Genomic DNA, 23,788 nt, shown 5'->3' on the forward strand with positions numbered 1-23,788 from the left:
CCTTCCAGCAACCTGCAAAGGGTCAATGGATTTCATTGAGTCTTGAACGCCAAATAAATCAATTTGGCCGCCTTTGAGACACCCCAGAATTTCGACCGACCCGTCCTTATTCGAATTTTTATTACAGAGCCTTGGAAGATTAATCAATTCAAGGACAAGGAGTGAAGATGTTTTCGTTGGAAGTGATTGCTAAGCGTGGTGGAGAAATCAGCCAGATCCTGATGAACGAGATTTCCCTGAAGGGAGCATCGGTTGTCCGCATCGGCCTCTCGAAGGACCAGATCAAGGGAATGCGCCGCGTTGGCGACGATCTGGTCATCACCGCTGTTTCGGGCGAGGTCGTGATCGTTCACGGCTTCTTCACTTCATTCGACGGGAACAAGAGCGATCTGGTACTGAACGACGACCGGGGCGGCCTGGAACTGGCAAAGCTCGGCGAAGGCCAAGGCGATCTGGCCGTCGATTATTCGGACATCGATTCCATCGAGCCTTTGCTTCTGCATCAGGACTTCAATTTCGGCTTGCTTCCCTGGCTGGTCGGTGGCGGGCTGGCCGCAGCGGGTGCTGCTGGCGGCGGCGGCGGTGGAAACGACGCAGGGGCCGGCAGCGGTGCATCGCTGCCGGCATCCCGGCCCACCTCGCCCGACGACGCCACACCGCCGGGCAGACCCACCATCAATCCGACCAACGCAATTTCGATCACCGGCACGGCGGAGCCCGGAACGGTCATCAGGGTCACCGACAGCGCAGGCAAGGAAATCGGCAGCGCGACTGTCGCGCCCGACGGCACCTACGAGGTACGTCCCGCCGCGCCGCCGCCGCACGGCACGGAACTTCTCGTCGTCGCTGTGGACCGCGCCGGCAACGTCAGCCCCGAAGCCAGGGCGACCGTCGACAGCATGCCGCCCCGCATGCCCACGGTCGACCCCACGGCTGGCAGCCTCATCACCGGCACCGCGGAGCCGGGTTCGGTGGTCACAGTCACCGACGAACGCGGCAACCTGATCGGCAGCACGATCACCAGCCAGGACGGCACATACCGCGTCACGCCGGCAACGCCGCCGGCAGACGGTGCCGTGATCCACGTCGTGACCACGGACGTCGCCGGCAACGCAAGCCCGTCGGCCACGGCCACCGTAGACAGCTCGGCTCCCACCGGGCCCTCGGTCCACCCGACCGACGGCACCACGATCACGGGTACGACCGAGCCTGGTGCACGAGTCACCATCAAGGACGGCGCGGGCGACATCATCGGCAGCGCAACCGCCGGCTCTGACGGCGCTTACAGCGTCACCCCGGCGAAGCGTCCGGCCGACGGCGAGGCGATCAGCGTCGTGGCCACGGACCCCGCAGGCAACACCAGCCTGCCCACCATCATCAAGGTCGACAGCACAGCGCCCGACGCGCCCACCATCAACCCGACCGACGGCAGCCCCATCACCGGCACCGCGGAACCGGGGTCGGTGATCACCGCGACCGACGCCAATGGCGCCGTCATCGGCAGCGCGACCACCGCGGCCAGCGGCATCTACAACTTCACGCCGGCCAAGCGTCCGGCGAACGGCGAGGTGATCAAGGTCGTCGCTGCCGACGCCGCGGGCAACGTCAGCGCACCAGCCACGGCCACCATCGACGGCACGCCGCCTACGCCGACCGTGCGCCCGACCAACGGCAGCCTGATCGCGGGCACCTCCGAGCCGGACTCGATGGTCACGATCACGGACGGCAACGGCAGCTTGATCGGCAGTGTGGTCACCGCAGCCAACGGCACCTATGCCCTCGCCCCGGCCACGCCGCCAGCGGACGGCACGGTGATCCAGATCGTGGCCAAGGATCCTGCCGGCAACGTCGGCCGGCCGGTCACTACCACGGTGGACAGCAGGCCGCCCGACGCGCCCGTCGTCAACGCGACGAACGGCAATTCGGTCACGGGCATCTCGGAGGCCGACTCGGTCGTCACGATCAAGGACGGCTCGGGCAAGCTCATCGGCAGCACCACGGCAGATGCCAGCGGCAAGTTCAGCATCACTCCGGCTGCGCCGCTTGCAAACGGCACGACGCTGCGCGTCGCCGCCACCGATGCCGTCGGCAACACCAGCGCCGAGGCCGCGGCCACGGTAGACAACGTGCCGCCCCCCGCGCCCAAGGTCGATCCGACCCACGGCAACCCGATCACGGGCACGGCAGAGGCCGGCTCGGTCGTCACGATCAAGGATGACGCGGGCAAGCTCATCGGCAGCGCCGTCACCGCACCCGACGGCACCTACAGAGTGACGCCGACGAACTCGCCGGCCAACGGCACGGTGCTGCGTGTAGCAGCCACCGATGCCGCCGGCAACACCGGCCCCGAAACCAGCGAAACGGTGGACGGCGTGCCTCCGGCACGGCCCACCATCGACGCGACCAACGGCAGCCTGATCAAGGGCACCGCCGAACCCGGCTCCGTCGTCACCATCAAGGACGATTCGGGCAAGCTCCTCGGCAGCACGACCGCCTCGCCCTCCACCGGCGCCTACAGCGTCGCTCCGGCTACCCCTCCTGCGCACGGCACCGTGCTGCGCGCGACCGCTACCGACCCCGCCGGCAACACCAGCCCTGAAGCCAAGACAACCGTCGACAGCGCGCCTCCGCCGGCGCCCACCGTCGATGCAACGAACGGCAATGCGATCACCGGCACCGCCGAAGCCGGCTCGGTCGTCACCATCAAGGACAACGCGGGCAACCTCATCGGCAGCACCACCGCCGACGCCAACGGCAAGTTCGGCATCAACCCTTCGGCGCGGCCGGCAGGCGGCACGCAGATCAGCGTCGTTGCTGTCGACGCCGCAGGCAACGCGAGCCAGCCGGCCACGACCACGGTCGACGGCACGCCGCCGCCGGCGCCGGTGCTCAACGCAAGCTCGGGCAGCCCGATCACCGGCACCGCGGAGCCCGGCTCCGTGGTCACGGTCAAGGACGACGCCGGCAACCTCATCGGCAGCACGACGACCGGCACCAACGGCGTGTACAGCATCACGCCTGCCAAGCTCCCGGCACACGGCGTGAAGATCAGCGCCGTTGCCACCGACGCCGCGGGCAACGCCAGCCAGCCCGGCACCACCACCATCGACAGCCTGGCGCCGGCAAAGCCCACCATCGATGCGACCAACGGCAACCTGATCACCGGCACGGCCGAACCCCAATCGGTCGTCACCATCAGGGACGGTGCCGGCAATGTCGTCGGCAGCACGGCTGCTGATACCAACGGCGCCTACAGCATCAAGCCCTCGACCATTCCGGCCCACAACACAGTGCTGCGCGCGACCGCCGCCGACGCCGCCGGCAACACCAGCCCCGAAGCCAGGGCCACGGTCGACAGCGAACTGCCCTCCGCGCCCAAGATCGACCCGACCAACGGCAGCCGGATCACCGGCATGGCCGAGGCCGGCTCGGTCGTCACCATCAAGGACGGCCTGGGCAATGTCGTCGGCAACGCCACCGCGGATGCCAACGGCGCCTACAGCATCGCGCCGACCACGCCTCCGGCAAACGGCGCGGTGCTGAGCGTCACCGCCACCGACGCCGCCGGCAACACCAGCCAACCCGCCTCAACCACGGTCGACGCCAAGGCCCCCGATGCGCCTACGGTCAGCCCGACCAACGGCGGCACGATCTCGGGCACCGCCGAGCCTGGCTCGGTGGTCACCATCAAGGACGGCGCAGGCAAGCTCATCGGCAGCACCGCCGTGGAGCCCAACGGCACGTACATCGTCACCCCGGTCGGCACGCTGGCGAATGGCACGGCGGTGAATGTCGTTGCCACCGACACCGCAGGCAACACCAGCCAGGCCGCCAGCGCCACGGTCGACAGCGTGCCTCCGGCCAGGCCCACCATCGACGCGACCAACGGCGTCCTGATCACGGGCACGGCCGAACTCAAGTCGGTCGTCACCATCAGGGACGGAGCGGGCAACGCCATAGGCAGCGCCACCGCCGACGCCAACAGCGTGTACAGCGTCAAGCCCGCGACCGTTCTGGCGCACAACACCGTGCTGCGAGCGACCGCCACCGACGCGGCCGGCAACACCGGCTCCGAGGCCAGGGCCACGGTCGACGGCGAACTGCCTTCCGCGCCCAAGGTCGATCCCACCAAGGGCAGCCTCATCACGGGCACGGCCGAGGCGGGGTCCGTCGTCACGGTCAAGGACGGCGCGAACAATGTCATCGGCAGCGCCACCGCTGCAGCCAACGGCGCCTACAGCATCGCGCCGGCAACGACTCCGGCGCACGGCGAGGTGCTCAGCGTCACCGCCACCGACGCCGCCGGCAACACCAGCCAGCCCGCCAGCGCCACGGTCGACAGCAAGGCGCCCGGCGCGCCGGCGGTCAACCCGACCAACGGCAGCACGGTCACGGGTACGGCCGAAGCCGGCGCCGTGGTCACGGTCAGGGACGGCGCGGGCAAGGTCATCGGCAGCGCGACCGCCGCGTCCGGCGGCAACTTCGCCGTCGACATCGCCACGCCGCCGGCGCACGGCACACAGATCCAGGTGATTGCCACCGACGCTGCCGGCAACGCCAGCCAGCCCGCGACGACCACGGTCGACAGCGTGCCGCCTCCCGCGCCCACGCTCGATCCGACCAACGGGAACCTGATCACCGGCACGGCCGAGTCCGACTCGATCGTCACCGTCAGGGACGGTGCCGGCAACGTCGTCGGCAACACGAAGGCCGACGCCAACGGTGCCTACAGCCTCAAGCCCACCACCGTAGCGGCGAACGACACGGTGCTGCGCGCCGTTGCCACCGACGCCGCCGGCAACGCCAGCCCCGAAGCCAGGACCATGGTCGACAGCGTGGTGCCCACCGCGCCCACGGTCAACCCGACCAACGGCAGTCGCATCGCTGGCAAGGCCGAAGCCGGTTCCGTCGTCACCGTCAAGGACGACGCGGGCGCACTCATCGGCAGCGCCACCGCCGACGCCAACGGCGCCTACAGCATCACGCCCGCAGCCGCACCGGCGCACGGTACGGTGCTTCATGCCGTCGCCACCGACGCCGCCGGCAACACCAGCCCTGAAACCACGGCCAGGATCGACCGCTCCGCGCTCGCGACGCCCACGATCAGCCCGACCGACGGCAACCCGATCACGGGCACGGCCGAGCACGGCTCGGTGGTCACGGTGAAGGACGACGCAGGCAACCTCATCGGCAGCACGACGGCGGATGCCGGCGGCGCCTACAGCCTCACGCCTGACGCCACCCTGGCACACGGCACGGTGCTGCACGTCGTTGCCACCAACGCAGCCGGCACGAACAGTCCCGAGGCCACGGCCAAGGTCGACAGCCAGGCGCCAAATGCGCCGCGCGTCGAGCCGACCAACGGCAACCTGATCACAGGCACCGCGGAAGCCGGCGCCGTGGTCCGGGTCACCGACGATTCGGACAGGCTCATCGGCAGCGCCATCGCCGCGCCCAACGGCACCTACAGCATCAAGCCCGCAGCCATTCCGGCGCACGGCACCGTGCTGCGCGCCGTGGCCACCGACGCAGCAGGCAACGCCAGTCCTGAAGCCCGGGAAACAGTCGACCGCGTGCTGCCCCCGGCACCGACGATCGCCCCGACCGCGGGCAACAGCATCGCGGGCACGGCCGAGGCCGGCTCCGTGGTCACGGTCAAGGACAGCGCGGGCAACCTCATCGGCAGCGCGACCGCCGCCGCGAGCGGCGCCTACAGCATCGCGCCAGCCGCCACCCTGCCGAACGGCACGGTGCTGCGCGCGGTCGCCACCGACGCCGCAGGCAACGCCAGCCCCGAAGCCAGGGCCACGGTCGACGGCGAAGCACCCGTCACGCCCACCGTCGATGCGACCAACGGCAACCAGATCACCGGCACGGCCGAGCCCGGCTCGCTCGTCACGGTCAAGGATGGCGCGGGCAACGTCATCGGCAGCGCGACCACGGCAGCCAACGGCAGCTATGCCGTCAAGCCGGCCGGCAAGCCCGCCGACGGCACGCTGCTCAGCGTCGCCGCCACCGACGCGGCCGGCAACGTCAGCCAGCCCGCCACGGCCAGGGTAGACGGCGTGGCACCCGACGCGCCCACGGTCAACCCGGCCAACGGCAGCTCGATCACGGGCAAGGCGGAGCCCGGCTCGGTGGTCACGGTGAAGGACGGCGCGGGCAAAGTCATCGGCAGCGCGACCGCCGCGGCCGACGGCACCTACACGGTCAATCCCGCCAAGCCGCCGGAAGACGGCGCGACGATCAAGGTCGCAGCCACCGACAAGGCAGGCAATGCCAGCCCCGAAGTCACGGCAACGGTGGACGGCCTGCCTCCGGCAAGGCCCACGGTGAATCCGACCAACGGCAACCTGATCACCGGCACGGCCGAGCCCGGCTCGGTGGTCACGGTGAAAGACGGCGCGGGCAACCTCATCGGCAGCACAACCGCCGGGGTGAACGGCAGCTATGCCGTCAAGCCGGCGAACACTCCCGCGAACGGCACGACGCTCAACGTCGCCGCCACCGATGCGGCCGGCAACATCGGCCCGGCGACCACGGCCAGGGTGGACAGCGTGCCCCCGGCAGCGCCCATCGCCAACCCGACCAACGGTGACCCGATCACAGGCACAGCCGAGGCCGGCGCGCTGGTCACGGTCTTCGACGACGCGGGCACCGCGATCGGCAGCGCCATCGCAGCGAGCGACGGCAAGTACAGCATCAAGCCCACGGCCAGGCCGGCGGATGGCGCGCAACTGCGCATCGTCGCCACCGACCCGGCGGGCAATGCCAGCCAGCCCGCTTCGGCCACGGTCGACGGCAAGGCCCCGGACGCCCCGAAGCTCAACCCGACCAACGGCAGCTCGGTCACGGGCACGGCTGAAGCCGGCTCGGTGGTCACGGTGAAGGACGGCTCGGACAAGGTCATCGGCAGCGCGACCGTCGGGGCCGATGGCACCTACGCCATCAACCCCGCCAGGCCGCCGGAAGACGGTACGACGCTCAAGGCCGTGGCCATCGACACCGCCGGCAATGGCAGCCCCGAAGCCACGGTCACGGTGGACAACATGCCCCCGGCAAAGCCCTCGGTGAACCCGACGAACGGCAAGCTGATCGCCGGTACGGCGGAGGCCAACTCGGTCGTCACCGTCAAGGACGATTCGGGCAAGGTCGTAGGCAGCGCAACCGCCGCAGCCGATGGCAGCTATTCCATCAAGCCGGCGAGCACCCCGGCGCACGGCGCCGTACTGCACGCCACAGCTATCGACGCCGCCGGCAACACCAGCCCCGAAGTCAAGGCAACGGTAGACAGCGCGGCGCCGGCCACCGCCACGGTCAAACCAACGAACGGCGACACGATCACCGGCTCGGCCGAGCCCGGCTCGGTCGTCACCGTCAAGGACAAGGCGGGCAGCCTCGTAGGCAGCGCCACCACCGACGCGAACGGCGTCTACACCGTCAAGCCCACGACCCGTCCGGCGCACGGCACGGTGCTCGAGGTCACGGCCGCCGACGCGGCGGGCAACGCCAGTTCGCCCGCCAGCGCCACTGTCGACAGCAAGGCGCCCGAAGCGCCGACGATTGCCCCGAACCATGGCAACCCGATCACGGGCACGGCAGAGTCCGGTTCGACCGTCACCATCAGCGACGGCACGGGCAAGGTCATTGGCAGCGCCACCGCGGCATCCGACGGCTCCTACTCCATCACGCCGGCCAAGCCGCCGGAAGACGGCGCGAAGATCAGCGCCGTGGCCGCCGACGCGGCTGGCAACGTCAGCGCCGCAACCACGGCAACGGTGGACGCCGTGCCTCCGCAAAGGCCGACGGTCTACCCGACGAACGGCAGCACCATCACCGGCAAGGCAGAGCCAGGCTCCATCGTCACGGTCGCGGACCAGACCGGCAAGGCGATCGGGAGCGTGACAGCCGACGCCGGCGGAAACTATGCGGTCAAGCCCACGACTCCTCCCGCGCATGGCGCGACGCTCGGCGTCTCCGCAACCGACGCCGCCGGCAACACAGGCCCTGCAGCCACTGCCACGGTGGACAGCGCAGCCCCGGCAATGCCCACCGTCAAACCCACGAGCGGCGGCATCATCGCCGGCACGGCAGAGGCCGGTTCGGTGGTCACGGTGAAGGACAGCGCGGGCAACCTGGTCGGCAGCGCCGCGGCTGACGCGAGCGGCAACTACACCGTCAAGCCGGCGACTGCTCCGAAGCATGACACCGTGCTCGAAGTTGCCGCCACCGACGCCGCCGGCAACACCGGCCCGTCCGCCAGGACCACGGTCGACAGCAAGGCTCCGGATACGCCGACCATCAAGCCGACCTCGGGCAGCACGATTGCCGGCACGGCCGAGGCGGGCTCCGTCGTCACCGTGAGGGACAGCGCAGGCAATCTCATCGGCAGCGCGACCGCGGGCAGCAATGGCGAGTACCGCATCGCACCCGCTACGCCCGCCGTCAACGGCACCCAGCTGCGAGTCGTCGCTACCGACGCCGCCGGCAACGCCAGCCAGCCCGGCACGGCCGTGGTCGACAGCGTGGCGCCCGTCATCGCCATCGCGATCGTCAACGACGCCAACAACGACGGCTTCATCAACGCCAAGGAGAAGGGAGCAGACGTGACAGCGCGGGTCACCCTCGTGTCCGGCGCCGACGTGGGCGACGAAATCAGCGTCACCGACGGCACCCGCATGTACGACGTCAAGCTGGCCGCAGCGGATGTTGCCAAGGGCTTCGTCGACTTCTCCTTCCCCAACCCGGCCGAGGGCTCGCCGATCCGCGTCAGCGCAATCAGCAAAGACGTCGCCGGCAACGTCTCAAGGCCGACGGCGAACGACAGCGCGGTGCTGGACACCACGGCACCGGCCACCCCGGCCACCGTTTCAGCCACGGACAACTTCGGCACCGTGCAGGGCGCGTTCGGCAATGGCGGCTCCACCGACGACACCACGCCTACGTTCGCCGGCAGCGGCGCAACGCCGGGCGAGGTGGTCAAGGTGTACGACGGCGCCGCGCTGCTCGGCAGCACGACAGTCAAGTCCGACGGCAGCTGGGAGCTCACGCCCGCCGGCCTGGTCCCGGGCACGCACAGCATCACGCACACCATCACCGACGCCGCGGGCAACACCAGCGCCGCCAGCGCACCGCTGGGCTTCACGGTCGACACCGGCGCGGTTGCCGTCAGCGTCACCAAGGCGGGCGAAACCCGGCAAGGGCAGCAGATCAAGACCCGCCCCACCGGATCTACGGACGACACCACGCCGACGATCGTGGGCACGGCGACCCCAGGTGCAGTGGTGACCATCAAGGAAGGAGCAGCCGTCCTTGCCTCCACCGCGGCGGATGCCAGCGGCAACTGGAACCTCATGCTGCCTGCGCAGGCAGAAGGCGCGCACAGCTACAAGGCCACGGCAGTGAACGCGGCCGGCAACAGCAGCGAAACCGCATTCACGCTCACCATCGACACCACGCCGCCGGCCGTGCCGGTCATCGCCGCGGTCGGTGACGATGTCGGCACGGTCCAGGGTCCGCTCTCCAGCGGTGCCGCCACCGACGACACGAGGCCCACGCTCGGCGGAAGCGGCGCGACGCCGGGGGACATCATCACGATCCACGACAACGGCAGCGCCATCGGCAGCACCACGGTGCAGTCAGACGGCCGATGGAGCTTCACCACGGCTGCCCCGACCGCGCAGCTTGCCGAGGGCGAGCACAAGCTCACCGCAACGGCCACCGACCCAGTGGGGAACCGGAGCCAGCATTCGGCTCCCTTCGTGATCAACGTCGACACGACGCCCCCGGCGAGGCCCGACGCCGTGTCGAGCTACGTCGACAGCACCGGCGCCACCCAGGACCCGGCGAGCGTGGCCTCTTCCACCGACGACACCACGCCCGGCTTCAGGATCGCCTCCGTCGCGGCCGGACAGACGCCGTCGCTGTATGTCGACGGCGCCAAGGTCGCCGCCACCTACGACCCGAACACCGGCACGCTGACGCCGACCTTCCCGCTCGGCGAAGGCGCTCACACCGTCAGCTACACGCTCACCGACGCGGCGGGCAACGAGAGCCCGCGCGCGAACGACTTCAGGCTCACCGTGGACACCACGCCGCCTCCGGCGCTGGACGCCTCGCTCATCCAGGTTCTGGATGACGTGGGCGCCATGACCGGCCCGCTGGCCGCGGGCGCGCAGACCGACGACAGCAAGCCCGAGTACGCCGGCAAGGCGGACCCGAACCAGGTTGCGAGCGTCAACGTCTACGACAACGGCATGCTGATCGGCGGCGCGGCGGTTCGCGCGGACGGCAGCTGGCGCTTCACGCCCGGCCAGCCCCTGGCCCAGGGCCCGCACAGCTTCACCGCACGGCCGGTGGATGCAGCCGGCAACATCGGCGCGTCCACACTCGCGTCCACATTCACCCTGCTGGGCGATGCACCGCCGGCACCGGCAATCACCGGCGTGAGCGACGACAAGGGCAGCCTCGCCAAGGATGCCAGCACCAACGACACGACCCTCACGCTCGGCGGCACGGCCAAGGCCGACACGGTCGTGACGGTGTATGCCAACGACGTGGCCGTGGGCTCGACCAGCGTGGCCACCAACGGTACCTGGAGCGTGACCACCAGCCCCCTGAGCGGCGACGGCGTCAAGAACCTGCGCGCGGTCGCGGTTGACGGCGCGGGCCAGGCCAGCCCGTCGACCGGCCTGTACCCGGTCATGCTCGACACCACGGCGCCGGCCACGCCGGCCGTGGTCGTCGTCACGGATGGCCAAGGGCTGCTCAAGGGCCCGATCGCGGCAGGCGGAACCACCGACGATGCCTCGCCCACCTTCAGCGGCAACGGCCTCAAGGCCGGCGACACCGTCAAGGTGTACGACGGCGACACGCTCATCGCCAGCCTGACGGCCGCGAACGACGGCGCATGGAGCATGACGCCGGGCAAGCCGCTGGGCGAAGGCGCGCACAGCATCAAGCACACGATCACCGACGCCGCCGGCAACACCAGCGCCGCCAGCGCGCCGCTGGCGTTCACGGTCGACACCAGCGACGTCGTCGTCAGCATCGGCCATGCGGAGGACAACCAGGGCAGCATCAAAACTGACCTCGCATCCGGCTCGCGCACCGACGACATCACGCCCACGCTCGTTGGCAAGACCACGGCCGGCGCCCTCGTGACCGTGACGGACGGTGCGAACGGACCGGTTCTCGGCTCGACCACGGCAGATGCCGGCGGCAACTGGCGCCTGGTGCTGCCTGCGCAGAACGAAGGCAGGCACGAGTACAAGGCCACGGCGGTGAATGCCGCAGGCAAGAAGGGCGAAGCCGCCATCGAGCTGACCATCGACACGACCGCACCTGGCTCGCCGAAGATCACAGGTGTCGGCGACGACGTCGGCCTCGTGCAGGGCCCGCTCGCCAACGGCGGCTTCACCGACGACACCACGCCCACGCTCGGCGGCAGCGGCGCGACGGCCGGCGACGTCATCAAGGTCTACGACAACGGCAGCTTCCTCGGCTCCACGACGGTGAAGGCCGACGGCAGCTGGAGCTTCACGCCGACCACGCCGCTGACCGAGGGCGCGCACAAGCTCATCACCACGGCCACCGACCCGGTGGGCAACGAGAGTCCGCAGTCGGGCGTCTTCACGGTCAACGTGGACGTCACGCCGCCCACGGCCAAGGCCACGCTCGTCGCGATCAGCACCGACACCGGCACCAGCGCCAGCGACTTCGTCACCAGCGACCGCACCCTCGTGGCGACGGTCACGGTCGACGCGGCGCTGGAGCCCGGCGCCACGGTGGAGCTCTCGCTGGACAACGGCAAGACCTGGAACAAGGCCACGCCCGTCGGCGGCAGCAAGTACCAGTTCGACAACACCGCAGCCTCGCTGCCCGACGGCAGCCATACCTTCCTGGCGCGCGTGGTGGACGTGGCCGGCAACGCGGGACAGCCGACCTCGCAGGTCATGGTCATCGACAACAGCAGCCCCACCGCCGGCAACGCGGTGGCCGTCACCGCCTACACCGACGACGTGGCGCCCAATACCGGCGACTACGGCAGCGGCACGAGCACGAACGACACCACGCCGGTGCTCAAGGGCACGGTCTCGGGCCTGAAGGCCGGCAACGTCGTGCAGATCCTCGAAGGCACCGCGCTGCTGGGCACGGCCACCGTAAACGGCAACGCCTGGACCTTCGCGCTGCCGGCCCTGGCCAGCGGCAGCACGCACACCTACAAGGCGGTGATTGCCAACGCGGCAGGCAACAAGGGCACAGCCTCCGCGGACTTCTCGCTGACCGTGAACACGGAGACGCCGATCCAGTCGGCGACCATCCTCAGTTTCATCGACGACCAGAACCCGCAACAGGGCACCTTCGCATCGGGCAGCACGACCAACGACACATCGCCGCTGCTCAACGGTACGCTCACCGGCCCGCTCAATGCCGGCAGCGCGGTGGTGATCTATCGCAACGGCCAGCGCCTCGGCGCCGCCGCCCTGACCGGTGACTCCACCTGGACCTTCCAGGACGCCGGCCTCGTCGATGGCACCAGCTACAGCTATGTCGCGCGCGTCGAAGACGCAGCGGGCAACCGGGGCGGCGCCTCGGCGTCCTTCACGCTCACCGTCGACCAGCGTGCACCCACGGCAGCGCCTTCCATCGAAAGCGCCTTCGACGACGTCGCACCGGTCACCGGCTCCATCGCCGCGGGCGGCACCACCAACGATGCCCGCCCCGAGCTGAAGGGCTCGGGTGCCGAACCCAACGGCATCGTCAGGATCTACGACAACGGCACGCTCATCGGAACGGCCACGGTGGACAGCGCCGGCAAGTGGAGCTTCACGCCAGAGGCCGGAAGGGAACTCGCCAACGGCGCCCACAGCCTCACGACGAGCAGCGTCGACGCGGCCGGCAACGAGGGTCCGCGTTCCGCACCGCTGGCCTTCACGGTCGATACCATCGCGCCGTCGCAATCGACGACCATCGTCTCGATCAACGACGACCAGGGCTCGCTGCGTGGAAAGGTGGCGGACGGCGGCTATACCGACGATGCCGCGCCGCAGGTGGCGGGCACGATCTCGGCGGCGCTACAGGCTGGCGAGAAAGTCGTCGTGCTGCGTGACGGCGCCGTCATCGGCACCGCGACAATGACCGACGCCACCAGCTGGACCTTCGACGACGCCGGCCTGAGCGACGGCCGCACCTACAGCTACACCGCGCGCGTCGAGGACGCCGGCGGCAACCGGGGCGCCATCTCGGGCGGCTATGCCGTCACCATCGACACCTCCGTGCCGATGCAGAAGGCCACGATCTCGACCGTGTTCGACAACGCCGACCCGGTGCAGGGCGACGTCGCCAACGGCGGCACCACCAACGACTCGCAGCCGGAGCTCAGGGGAACGGTGACGGGCGGCCTGGGCGGCAACGAGGTCGTCGCGGTGTATCGCGACAACGTCAGGATCGGCACCGCAACAGTCCTGGGCACGAGCTGGTCCTACACCGACACCAGCGGCCTCGCCAATGCCGCGAGCTACAGCTACACCGCGCGCGTCGAAGATGCCGCGGGCAACGGCGGCGCGGCTTCGTCGCCGTACGTCATCACGCTGAAGCTCTCCGGCCCGCCCACCACTACCACCATCACGGCCGTGACCGACGACGTCGATCCGCAGCAAGGCCCGGTGGCCAACGACGGCTATACCAACGACACCACGCCGAAGGTGACGGGCACGGTCTCGGCCGCGCTGCAGGCGGGCGAGAAGGTCATCGTGCTGCGCGACGGCAAGGAAATCGGCTCCGCGACCATGACGGATGCGACCCACTGGACCTACGCCGACAGCGGCCTCTCCAATGGCCGCAGCTACGTTTACACCGCCCGCGTGCAGGATGCAGCCTCCAATCCGGGGGCCGAGTCGAACGCCCATACCATCCGCATCGACACCACCGCGCCGACGCAGACGGTGAAGCTGGTCCGCGCCATCGACAACGTCGACCCGGTCTCCGGAGACATCCCGGCCAACGGCCACACCAACGACGACACGCCGACGCTCGAGGGCACGATCTCGGCGGCGCTCGGCGGCACCGAGCAACTGCACGTGTTTCGCAATGGCTTGCACGCCGGCATCGCGAAGGTCACGGGCACCGCCTGGACCTTCGAGGACGCCAGCCTCTCGAGCGGCACGACCTACACCTACGAAGCCAGGGTCATGGACTCTGCCGGCAACGCCGGCGCCGCCTCCAACAGCCTGAGCTTCACCGTCAATACCTCGGGTGTCTCCCAGACCGTGCAGATCCTGCGGGTGCTGGATGACACCGAGCCGGCGAAGGGCAACTTGGTCAACGGCGGCATGACCAACGAAACCCGGCCATTGCTCAGCGGCTCGATCTCCACCGCCCTCAATGCAGGCGATGTGGTCGAGGTACTGCGCAACGACAAGGTGATCGGCACCGCCACCGTGACCGGGACGGCCTGGTACCTCCAGGACACGGGCCTGGCCGATGGCATGACCTACAACTACACCGCCCGTGTCGTGAACTCGGCCGGCAACCAGGGTGCGCAAAGCGCGGCCCATGCGATCACCGTCGACCTGAAGGCGCCGACCCAGTCGGTGGCAATCACGAGCTACACGGACAACCAGGACCCGACGCAGGGCACCTTCGGGTCGGGCAGCACGACCAACGACGCGACGCCGCAGCTCAACGGGACACTGGACGGTACGCTCGATGCGGGTGAAATGGTGGCGATCTATCGCAACGGCGTCCGCCTCGGCGCCGCCACCATGACCGGTGCCTCGGCCTGGACGTTCCAGGATTCGGGCCTCGTCGACGGCACCCGCTACAGCTACACCGCCCGCGTCGAGGACGCGGCGGGCAACCAGGGCGGATCTTCGGCAGTCTTCACGCTCGCTGTCGACCGGACCGCGCCTGCGACGGCGCCCTCTGTCGACAGCGTGACGGACAACACTTCACCGGTCACCGGGCCGATCACGTCGGGCGGTGCGACCAACGACACCCGACCCCAGCTCAAAGGTTCGGGCGCGGAGCCGAACGGCATGGTCAGGATCTACGACAACGGCACGCTCATCGGCACGGCCACGGTGGACAGCGCGGGCAAGTGGAGCTTCACGCCCGAAGCCGGCAAGGAACTGGCCGAAGGCGCACACCGCCTGACGGCGAGCAGCGTCGATACGGCCGGCAACGAAGGGCCGCAATCGAAGACGCTGGACTTCACGGTCGACACCAACGCGCCAACGCAATCGACGGTCGTGACCGCGGTCAACGACAACCTCGATCCCCAGCAGGGCACGGTGGCGAACAACGGCTACACCAACGACCTGGCGCCGCAAGTGGAAGGCACCATCTCGGCCGCGCTGCAGGGCGGCGAGAAGGTCGCCGTGCTGCGCGACGGCGTGGTCGTCGGCACCGCAACGATGACCGACGCGACCCATTGGACCTTCGATGACGCAGGCCTTGCCGACGCTACCAGCTACCGCTACACCGCCCGCGTCGAGGACGCCGCGGGCAACCGCGGCGCCCTCTCCAACCGCTACACCATCACGGTCGACGCTTCGGCTCCGGCGCCGGAGCTGCAGGTGACGATCTCGACCGTGTTCGACAACGTCGATCCGGGCCAGGGCAATATCGCCAATGGCGGCACCACCAACGACTCGCAGCCCGAGTTGCGAGGCACGCTGTCGGCCGGCCTGGGCAGCAACGAAGTGGTCGCGGTCTATCGCGATGGCGTGAAGATCGGTCGCGCGTCGGTCTCCGGCACAGGCTGGTTCTTCATCGACGACACCGGCCTCGTCAACGCGACACGCTACAGCTACACCGCCCGGGTCGAAGATGCCGCCGGCAATGCCGGCGTGGCCTCCTCGCCCTATGCCATCACGCTGCAGGCCACCGGCCCGACCACCATTGCCGTGGTCACAGCCGTGATCGACGACGTCGATCCGCAGCAAGGCACCGTAGCTGACAACGGCTATACCAACGACACGGCGCCGATGTTGACCGGCACCATCTCGGCCGCGCTGCGGTCGGGCGAGAAGGTCGTCCTGCTGCGCAACGGCATGGTGGCCGGCACCGCGACCATGACGGATGCAACGCACTGGACCTATGCCGACAGCGGCCTTGCCACCGGCACGACCTACGCCTACGTTGCCCACGTGCAGGACGCGGCCTCCAACCCGGGGCCTTACTCCAGCGCCTATACCGTTCGCATCGACACCACGGCGCCGACGCAGACGGTGGTGCTTACCCGCGCCATCGACAACGTCGACCCGGTTTCGGGCGACATCGCGGCCAACGGCAGCACCAACGACGACTCGCCCACGCTGGAAGGCCGGCTCTCCTCCGCGCTCAACGGCACCGAACAGCTGTATGTGTTCCGCAACGGCGTGAACGTCGGCATCGCGAAGGTCTCCGGCAGGGCATGGACCTTCGACGACGCAGGTCTCGCGAGCGGGTCGACCTACACCTACGAGGCCAGGGTCATGGACGCTGCCGGCAACGCCGGCGCCGCCTCCAACAGCCTGAGCTTCACCGTCAACACCTCGGCCGTCTCCCAGGCGGTGCAGATCCTGCAGGTACAGGACGACAGGGATCCGGTGCAGGGCAACGTGGCCAACGGCGGCGCGACCAACGACGCCACGCCAACGCTCGGCGGCTCGATCTCGACCGCCCTGAACGCGGGCGACGTGGTCCAGGTGCTGCGCGACGGCACTGTGGTCGGAACCGCCACCGTGACCGGCACTGCCTGGAGCTTCCGCGACACGGGCCTGGCCGACGGCATGACCTACAGCTACACGGCCCGCGTCGTGAACTCGAGCGGCAATCAGGGCGCGCAGAGCACGGCCTACGCGATAAAGCTCGACCAGGACGCACCGACCCAAACGGCGACTATCACGAGCTACACAGACAACCAGAACCCGCTGCAGGGCACATTCGAGTCAGGCAGCACGACCAACGACGCGGCACCGCAACTCAACGGCACGGTCGAAGGCACACTGGGCGCGGGCGAAGTGGTTGCGATCTATCGCGACGGCGTACGCCTCGGCGCCGCCACCATGACCGGCGCCTCGGCCTGGACCTTCCAGGATTCTGGCCTCGTCGACGGTACCCGCTACCGCTACGTCGCCCGCGTCGAGGACGCGGCGGGCAACCGGGGCAGCGCCTCTGCGGCATTCACACTCAGCATCGACCAGGGTGCGCCCACGGCAGCGCCTTCCATCGATAGCGTGACGGACAACACAGCCCCTGCCACTGGTGCGATCACGCCGGGCGGTGCGACCAACGACACCCGGCCCGCCCTGACAGGTTCCGGAGCGGAGCCGAACAGCACGGTCAGGATCTACGACAACGGCACGCTCATCGGCACAGCGACGGCGGGCGGTGCGGGCAAGTGGAGCTTCACGCCCGCAACGGGTTCTGAACTGGCCAACGGCACGCACAGCCTGGCGGTAAGCAGCGTCGACGCGGCTGGCAACGAAGGGCCGAAATCGTCGCCGCTGAACTTCACGGTCGACACGGTTGCGCCCTCCACGGCACCTTCCGTCGAAAGTGTCATGGACGAAACGGCACCGGTCACCGGCCCCATCACCTCGGGCAGCTCCACCAACGAAACCCGCCCCGTGCTGAAGGGCACCGGGGCCGAGCCCAACGGCACTGTCAGGATCTACGACAACGGCACGCTGATCGGCACCGCAACCGCGGACGGTGCAGGCAAGTGGAGCTTCACGCCCGAAGCCGGCAAGGAGCTGGCCAACGGCGCTCACCGCCTGACGACCAGCAGCGTCGACGCGGCCGGCAACGAAGGGCCGAAGTCGTCGCCGCTGAACTTCACGGTCGACACGGTCGCACCGTCGCAACTGGCAACGATCACCGCCATCAGCGCCGATACCGGCCTGAGCACTACCGACTTCATCACCAGCGACACGACCCTCGTCGTGACGGCAACAGTCAACGCGGCGATCGGCGCGGGCGAGAAAGTGCAGATCTCGCTGGACGACGGCGCGACCTGGAAGGACGCGAACCTTGTCTCCGGCAGCACCTACCAGCTGGACAACACCGGCGTGGCACTTGCGCCGGGCGAACATGCTTTCATGGCACGCGTGATCGACGCTGCCGGAAACACCGGCAGCCCGAGCAAGCAGCGCGTGGTGATCGACACCCAATCTTCGTCCGGCGTCTCGATCGGCATCGCGTCGATCACCACCGACACCGGAGTCGCCGGCGACTTCATCACCAACGACACCAGCCTGACCATCAACGGCACGCTGGCCGGCAAGCTGGCCGCCGACGAGGTAGCGCAGATCAGCGCCGACGGCAGCAGCTGGACCAACCTCACGGTCGCAAACGGCAGCTGGAGCTACGTCGACGGCAGAGTGCTGACCGAAGGCAGGCACGACTACCGGGTGCGTGTGGTCGACACCGCGGGCAATCTGGCGGCGTCCGCCTCCCAGGCTGTGCTCATCGACATTACCGCCCCGACCACCGGCAACGCCGTGGCTATCACCGCCTACACCGACGACGTGGCGCCCAACACGGGCGACTACGCGAGCGGCACGAGCACGAACGACACCACGCCGGTGCTCAAGGGCACGGTGAGCGGCCTGAACGCAGGCGATGTGGTGAAGATCTACGAGGGCTCGACCTTCATCGGCGACGCGACGGTTCTCAACGGTACCTGGACGCTGCAGCTCAACGGCGTCGGCAAGGGCTCGCATGAGTACAGGGCCGTGATCACCGACGCCAGCGGCAACGCCGGTACGGCATCCGCGCCATTCAGCCTGACCGTGAGCCTCGCGCTGCCGTCGATCTCGGTCAGCATCGATTCGATCTCGGAGGACAACGGCGTCAGCTCCACCGACTTCATCACAACGGACAACACCCTGACGGTGAACGGAACGCTGAGCAGGACGCTTGGGAGCAACGAGACGGTGCAGATCCGCCTCGACAATGGAACCTGGGTCAACGCGGCCACCACCGGTACGGCGTGGAGTTACTCCGGCGGCCCGGTGCTCAGCGAAGGACAGCATACCTACCAGGTTCGCGTCGTCGATGCCGCCGGCAACATCGGAGCCGAACAGACGAAGGCTGTGACGATCGACGTCACGCCGCCAGCTGGCAGCATCACGGTCAATGCATTGAGCACGGCCGACACCACGCCCACGATCACCGGCACCGTCTCCGGCCTTGCTGCGGGCGACAGCGTGTGGGTTACTTGCAATGGCGTGACCTACAAGCAAGGAATCGACGCCGCCCTGAAGGTGACGGGTTCGACCTGGTCGCTTTCCATCCCGCAAGCAAATCGGATCAACTGGAACGGTTCATCGGACCTCGTCGTGAATGTGGATGCCAGGATCGTCGACGTGGCCGGCAATGGCAACGGTGCCGCTTCCAGTCCGGGTGTGGTGATCTATCGCGACGCAACCGTGATTCGTTCGCAGAGCTTCGACTACATGGCGGAGGTCCAGCCTTCCCTCATCGGCCGCGGCAAGATTGGAGCCGGCGAGAAGTTGATCGTCGAGGTGGCCGACAGCACCGGCAAGGTCGTGAAGACATTCAGCAGCGCGAGCGACGTGACGATGGACGCGAACCTGGGCGGATGGAAGATCGCGCCCTCGGCATGGGGGTCGACCCAGCTGGGAAGCGGCTCCTACACCGTGAAGGCTTACGTCAACGTTGCGGATGGCTCGGGCGGCCAGGTTTCCGAGGTGGAGACTTTCAGGATCGTCAAGCCGGTCATCAACGACGCGGTGTCGAGCTATGGTGATGACGCCGCGTCGAAGGCCTACGCGCTTTCTGACGGAAGCTACTGGTTGTTCTATGTTTCGGCGAAGGGCGCGCGGGCCACCCAGATGTACGCCGACTATGACCTGTTTGCCCAGAAGTTCTCGCAGCAGGGCGCGAAGATCGGCGGCCAAGTCACCATTTCCGCCACATCGAACGCAACGGACGGGTATTCGACGAACGATCTGCTGCAGTACATCAAATCCTACGATGTTGCATTCAAGGCGGATGGATCGTTCAACGTGTTCTATTCGTCGAACAACAGCATGGTTCCGCACATCAAGAGATTCAACAGCAGCGGCACGGCTATTGGCTCGACGGAAAATATCAGGAATCCCTATTCGTACGAAGTGGAGCCAACCTATGTCGCCATGCCGGACGGCCGGTATGCGCTGCTCTATGCCTCAGGAACGATACACAACTACAACATCTATCAGATGCGATTCAGGGCGGACGGTGCGGAGATCGACACCAATCCCGTGGCGCTGACCACGGGTACCAACTGGATGAACGGCTTCGCCCAGAATGTGCGCAACCTCGGTGCGCCAACAGGGGATCAAACCGGAGTCTGCACTCAAGGCCTCGCGGCAGTTGCAATAGACAACGACAGGTACGCGATGCTCTACATGAGCAACAGGGGAAACAACGCGTCCTATTCGTCGAAAACCGACATGTTTGTGCGCGTCTACGACTTCAGCACCGGAAGAATGGTCGGAAGCGAGGTGCCGGCGAACACGAACTTCATCGGCTATCAGGTCGGAGCACAGGTGGTGTCGCTCAAGGAAGGCGGCTTCGTCACCGTGTGGGCATCCAACCATACAGCCAACAGCGTCAACGGAACGATGGACGAATTCAACGTCTATGCAAGACGCTTCGCCTGGAACAATTCCAGCCAGTCGATCACGGCCAGCGATCCCGAGGAAGTGCGCGTCAACACCACGACGAGCGGCGTCAACGGCGTCGGTTTCGACGGCATGTCCGTTCAGCTTGGAGCCGCGGCTCTTGCCCATGGCGGCTACGTGGTGGTGTGGAACAAGGCCACCAGTCCCTCGACATCCGAGGTTTACGGCCAGACGTTCGATGCAGCCGGCAACAAGCTGGGTGGCGAAACGCAAATATCAGCCGGAGGATGGTCGAATGATCTGGAGCCTGCGGTGACCGCGCTGCCGGACGGCGGCTATGTGGTGAGTTGGACGAAGTCCCTGGCACCCGACTATTGGGGCTACAGAGGCGGCTCCACCTATGGATTCCAAGGAGATATCAAGACCATCATCGTGAATGCCGATGGATCGATCCGGGGCGCGGGCGATACCCAGAGCTACCCGGTGACTGCCAGCTACATCGATGGTTCGGGCACGTTGAACGGCAACGATGCCGTCAACACGCTCGATGGACGCAAAGGTGCCAGCGTGCTCAACGCCGGCGGCGGGAACGACTACATCATCATCAAGGACACCAGCTTCACGTCGGTCGATGGTGGCGCCGGCAACGACACCCTGATCTGGGATTCGACGAAGAACCTCAACTTCAGCGACATCGCCGCAAAGGTGAAGAACATCGAGACCATCCACCTCGGTGACAAGAACGCCAACATCCTGAAGCTGACGCTCGCAGACGTGCTTGGCGCATCGGGCACGACCGACACCCTTCTCGTCCAGGGTGGTCGCTCCGACCAGGTGGTGATCGAGGACACCTGGTCGCTGGCTGCCAAGCAGGAGTGGCGCGGGGAAACGTACAACGTCTACACCAACCGGCTGGACAGCGCTGCGTCCCTGTGGGTCCAGGACGGCATCGCCGTTAATCCGCAAGCCTCTCAGCAGGGCGAAACAAGGATCGCCCAGATGAGCATGACGGGGGCGAATGCAACCGCCTGGACCTACGATATCGGTGACCAGTTCGAAGGGCGTAGCGGAAACGATGTGTTCAAACTCGTGGGCGGAGGCAGCGACACGGTGCTGTACAAGCTGCTGGCTTCCAGCGACGCCACCGGCGGCAACGGCTTCGACTCCGTCAACGGGTTCACGGTCGGCGCCTTCGAAGCAACACCCGATGCGGACCGCATCGACCTGAGGGAACTGCTGGTTGGTTACAAGGCGGACGCGGGCGACAACATCGCCAACTATCTCAGCGTGACGGTGAGCAACGGCAACACGACGCTGAGTATCGACCGCGACGGATCGGGCACCGCCTATTCGGAAACGCCGCTTGTCACGCTCAACGGCGTAACCACCGACCTGGCAACGCTGCTTGCCAACCATCAGCTTGTACTGGTCTGAAGCGAATTGCCGGCCGAGGAAGAAAGGGGGCGCAACACGCGCCTCACTTCTTCCCGGCCGGCTTCATGAAGCCTCACAGATGCTGAATCTTCGGGATCACCCGTGTCGTCGTCGAGGGCAGCGGGCACACCGGCGCGCGGCGAGTCCTCGGCAAACCCGAGTTGCAAAGGAGCTCAGTTCTTGATCGAACGTATGTCTCGTGCCGGCGAGATCGTCGTGTTCTCGAGCCGGAAGCTGCAAAGCATCAGGTTCGTCTCGGCCAGCTTCGCGATCTGCGCGGAGGACATGTTGGCAAGGAGATCGGCGAGATCCTTGCCGATACCCAGGCGGTGCATCGCCGCCGCACCGTCCTCCTTCACCAGCTTCTGCGCCAGAAGCATGTACATCAGGTTGAAGTCGCCAATTTCCTTGTGCAACTGCCTGTCTACGCCACTCAGGTTTTCAAGGGACATCGAGTTTTCTCCAGATCTGATGAGGGAAGGCCGCAAGAGACGACTCTCCAGCGGCCGGCCGCAATCTCTGCGGCATAAGGGGCGGGGATGCTGACGCTGTAGCCGTTGCTCCTGACAACGGCGCCGTAGCTGCAGACGGCTCGGCCCGTGGCGTCGTGGAGCGTCCACCAGACCTGCGTGCCGTCGGGCGCCGCATGCACCACCTCCATCGAAGGCGCACCGATGTTGGCGCCCACGTGGGCATAGCGCGCATCCACGGTCATCGGCACATGCGGCGGAAAGGGCTCGCTGCCGGGCAGGCCGAACCACTCGTCATGGGTGAGCATGCTGGTTGCAGCCACTTTCCAGACGCGATGGCGCAGGAAGTGCTGGTCTGCATAGCGCAACGAGAACGGCCGGCTCTTCAGATATGCGCGGATGTCGCCCGCCATGTCGGTGAAGACGCCGCGGCATGCGCCCCACATGCCGGCCAGCATCAACTCGGTGTGCGAGTGATAGTCGCGCATCACATGAAACCAGCAGTCCGAGGCGCACCATGCGCGCACCGCCGCCTGGTCGCGGGTGGACAACAGCGAGTCGGCATCTCGAAACTGCACGCGGTCGACCCCGGGATCGTCGAGTGCGAGAAAGCGCCACAGGGTGCCCGGCAGATCCTGGCCGCCAACCGAGCGCGCCTCGATGACCGATGCGCCCGCCGCCACGAGGCGCTCGCACACCGCCGTGGGCACCGATCCGTCTATGTAGAAGCGGCAGACCCATTCAGGGAAGAACTCATGCGCGGCCCGCACATTGAGCACGGCCATCTCGCAGTAGCGCGGGTCGCCGCCGAACAGGCTGAAAGCGATGACGTTTCGCTCGCGGTTCCTTTCGTCGAAGCGCGGAAGCACGGGAGAGTCGGCGGTGGAGGCTGACGCTTCCTTGTCGGCCTCCAGCTTCTTCAGCTCGAGCGAGATCGTGCCGACCTCCCGTACTTCGCTCCACTTGCCCAGGTGCCCCGCCGCCTCCGCCAAGCCGTCATAGACGTTCGCGGTCTTCAGGTACTCGGCGACGCCGCGATAGATGTCGTAAGCCTGCTCCGGCTGACCCAGCCGCATGCGGCACAGCGCGACATCGGCCAGCGGCTGCGGGCTGCGGGTGGCCTGCCAAGCCTGCGTCGCGAACGCCAACGCTCGGGTGAAGTCGCCCGCTTCGAAGGCGGTTCGAAACTGCTTGCCCAACTGGTTCAGGGCAGGCTGCGAGATTGCAGGCCCGCGGCGCGGAATGGGCACTCTTTTCATTCGGGCC

3 protein-coding genes are annotated in these 23,788 nt (G+C 67.6%); 1 reads left to right on the forward strand and 2 read right to left on the reverse strand.

Features of this window, described 5'->3' with window-relative positions; translation table 11 throughout:
* The first annotated feature begins 167 nt into the window (after positions 1–167).
* The gene (locus tag ACWV14_RS22555) at positions 168–22,052 is read left to right on the forward strand and encodes an Ig-like domain-containing protein (protein ID WP_454903847.1); all 21,885 of its coding nucleotides are present in this window, start codon (positions 168–170) and stop codon (positions 22,050–22,052) included.
* Positions 22,053–22,225: 173 nt separating this feature from the next.
* Here the strand turns inward: ACWV14_RS22555 and ACWV14_RS22560 are convergent, their stop codons facing one another.
* A complete protein-coding gene (locus ACWV14_RS22560; RefSeq protein WP_422087586.1) occupies positions 22,226–22,504 on the reverse strand; it encodes a flagellar transcriptional regulator FlhD in 279 nt (92 codons plus the stop codon).
* Positions 22,486–23,781: a tetratricopeptide repeat protein gene (locus ACWV14_RS22565; protein ID WP_454903848.1), complete on the reverse strand. Its 1,296-nt coding sequence runs from the start codon at positions 23,779–23,781 to the stop codon at positions 22,486–22,488. Before ACWV14_RS22565 ends, ACWV14_RS22560 begins: the two co-directional genes overlap by 19 nt.
* Positions 23,782–23,788: the final 7 nt, after the last annotated feature.

The sequence above is a fragment of the Variovorax durovernensis genome, from assembly GCF_977011995.1.

Excerpts from the sequence above, each read along its gene's own strand:
- ACWV14_RS22560 (WP_422087586.1), bottom strand. The coding sequence starts at position 22,504 with ATGTCCCTTGAAAACCTGAGTGGCGTAGACAGGCAGTTGCACAAGGAA.
- ACWV14_RS22565 (WP_454903848.1), bottom strand. The coding sequence starts at position 23,781 with ATGAAAAGAGTGCCCATTCCGCGCCGCGGGCCTGCAATCTCGCAGCCT.
- ACWV14_RS22555 (WP_454903847.1), top strand. The coding sequence starts at position 168 with ATGTTTTCGTTGGAAGTGATTGCTAAGCGTGGTGGAGAAATCAGCCAG.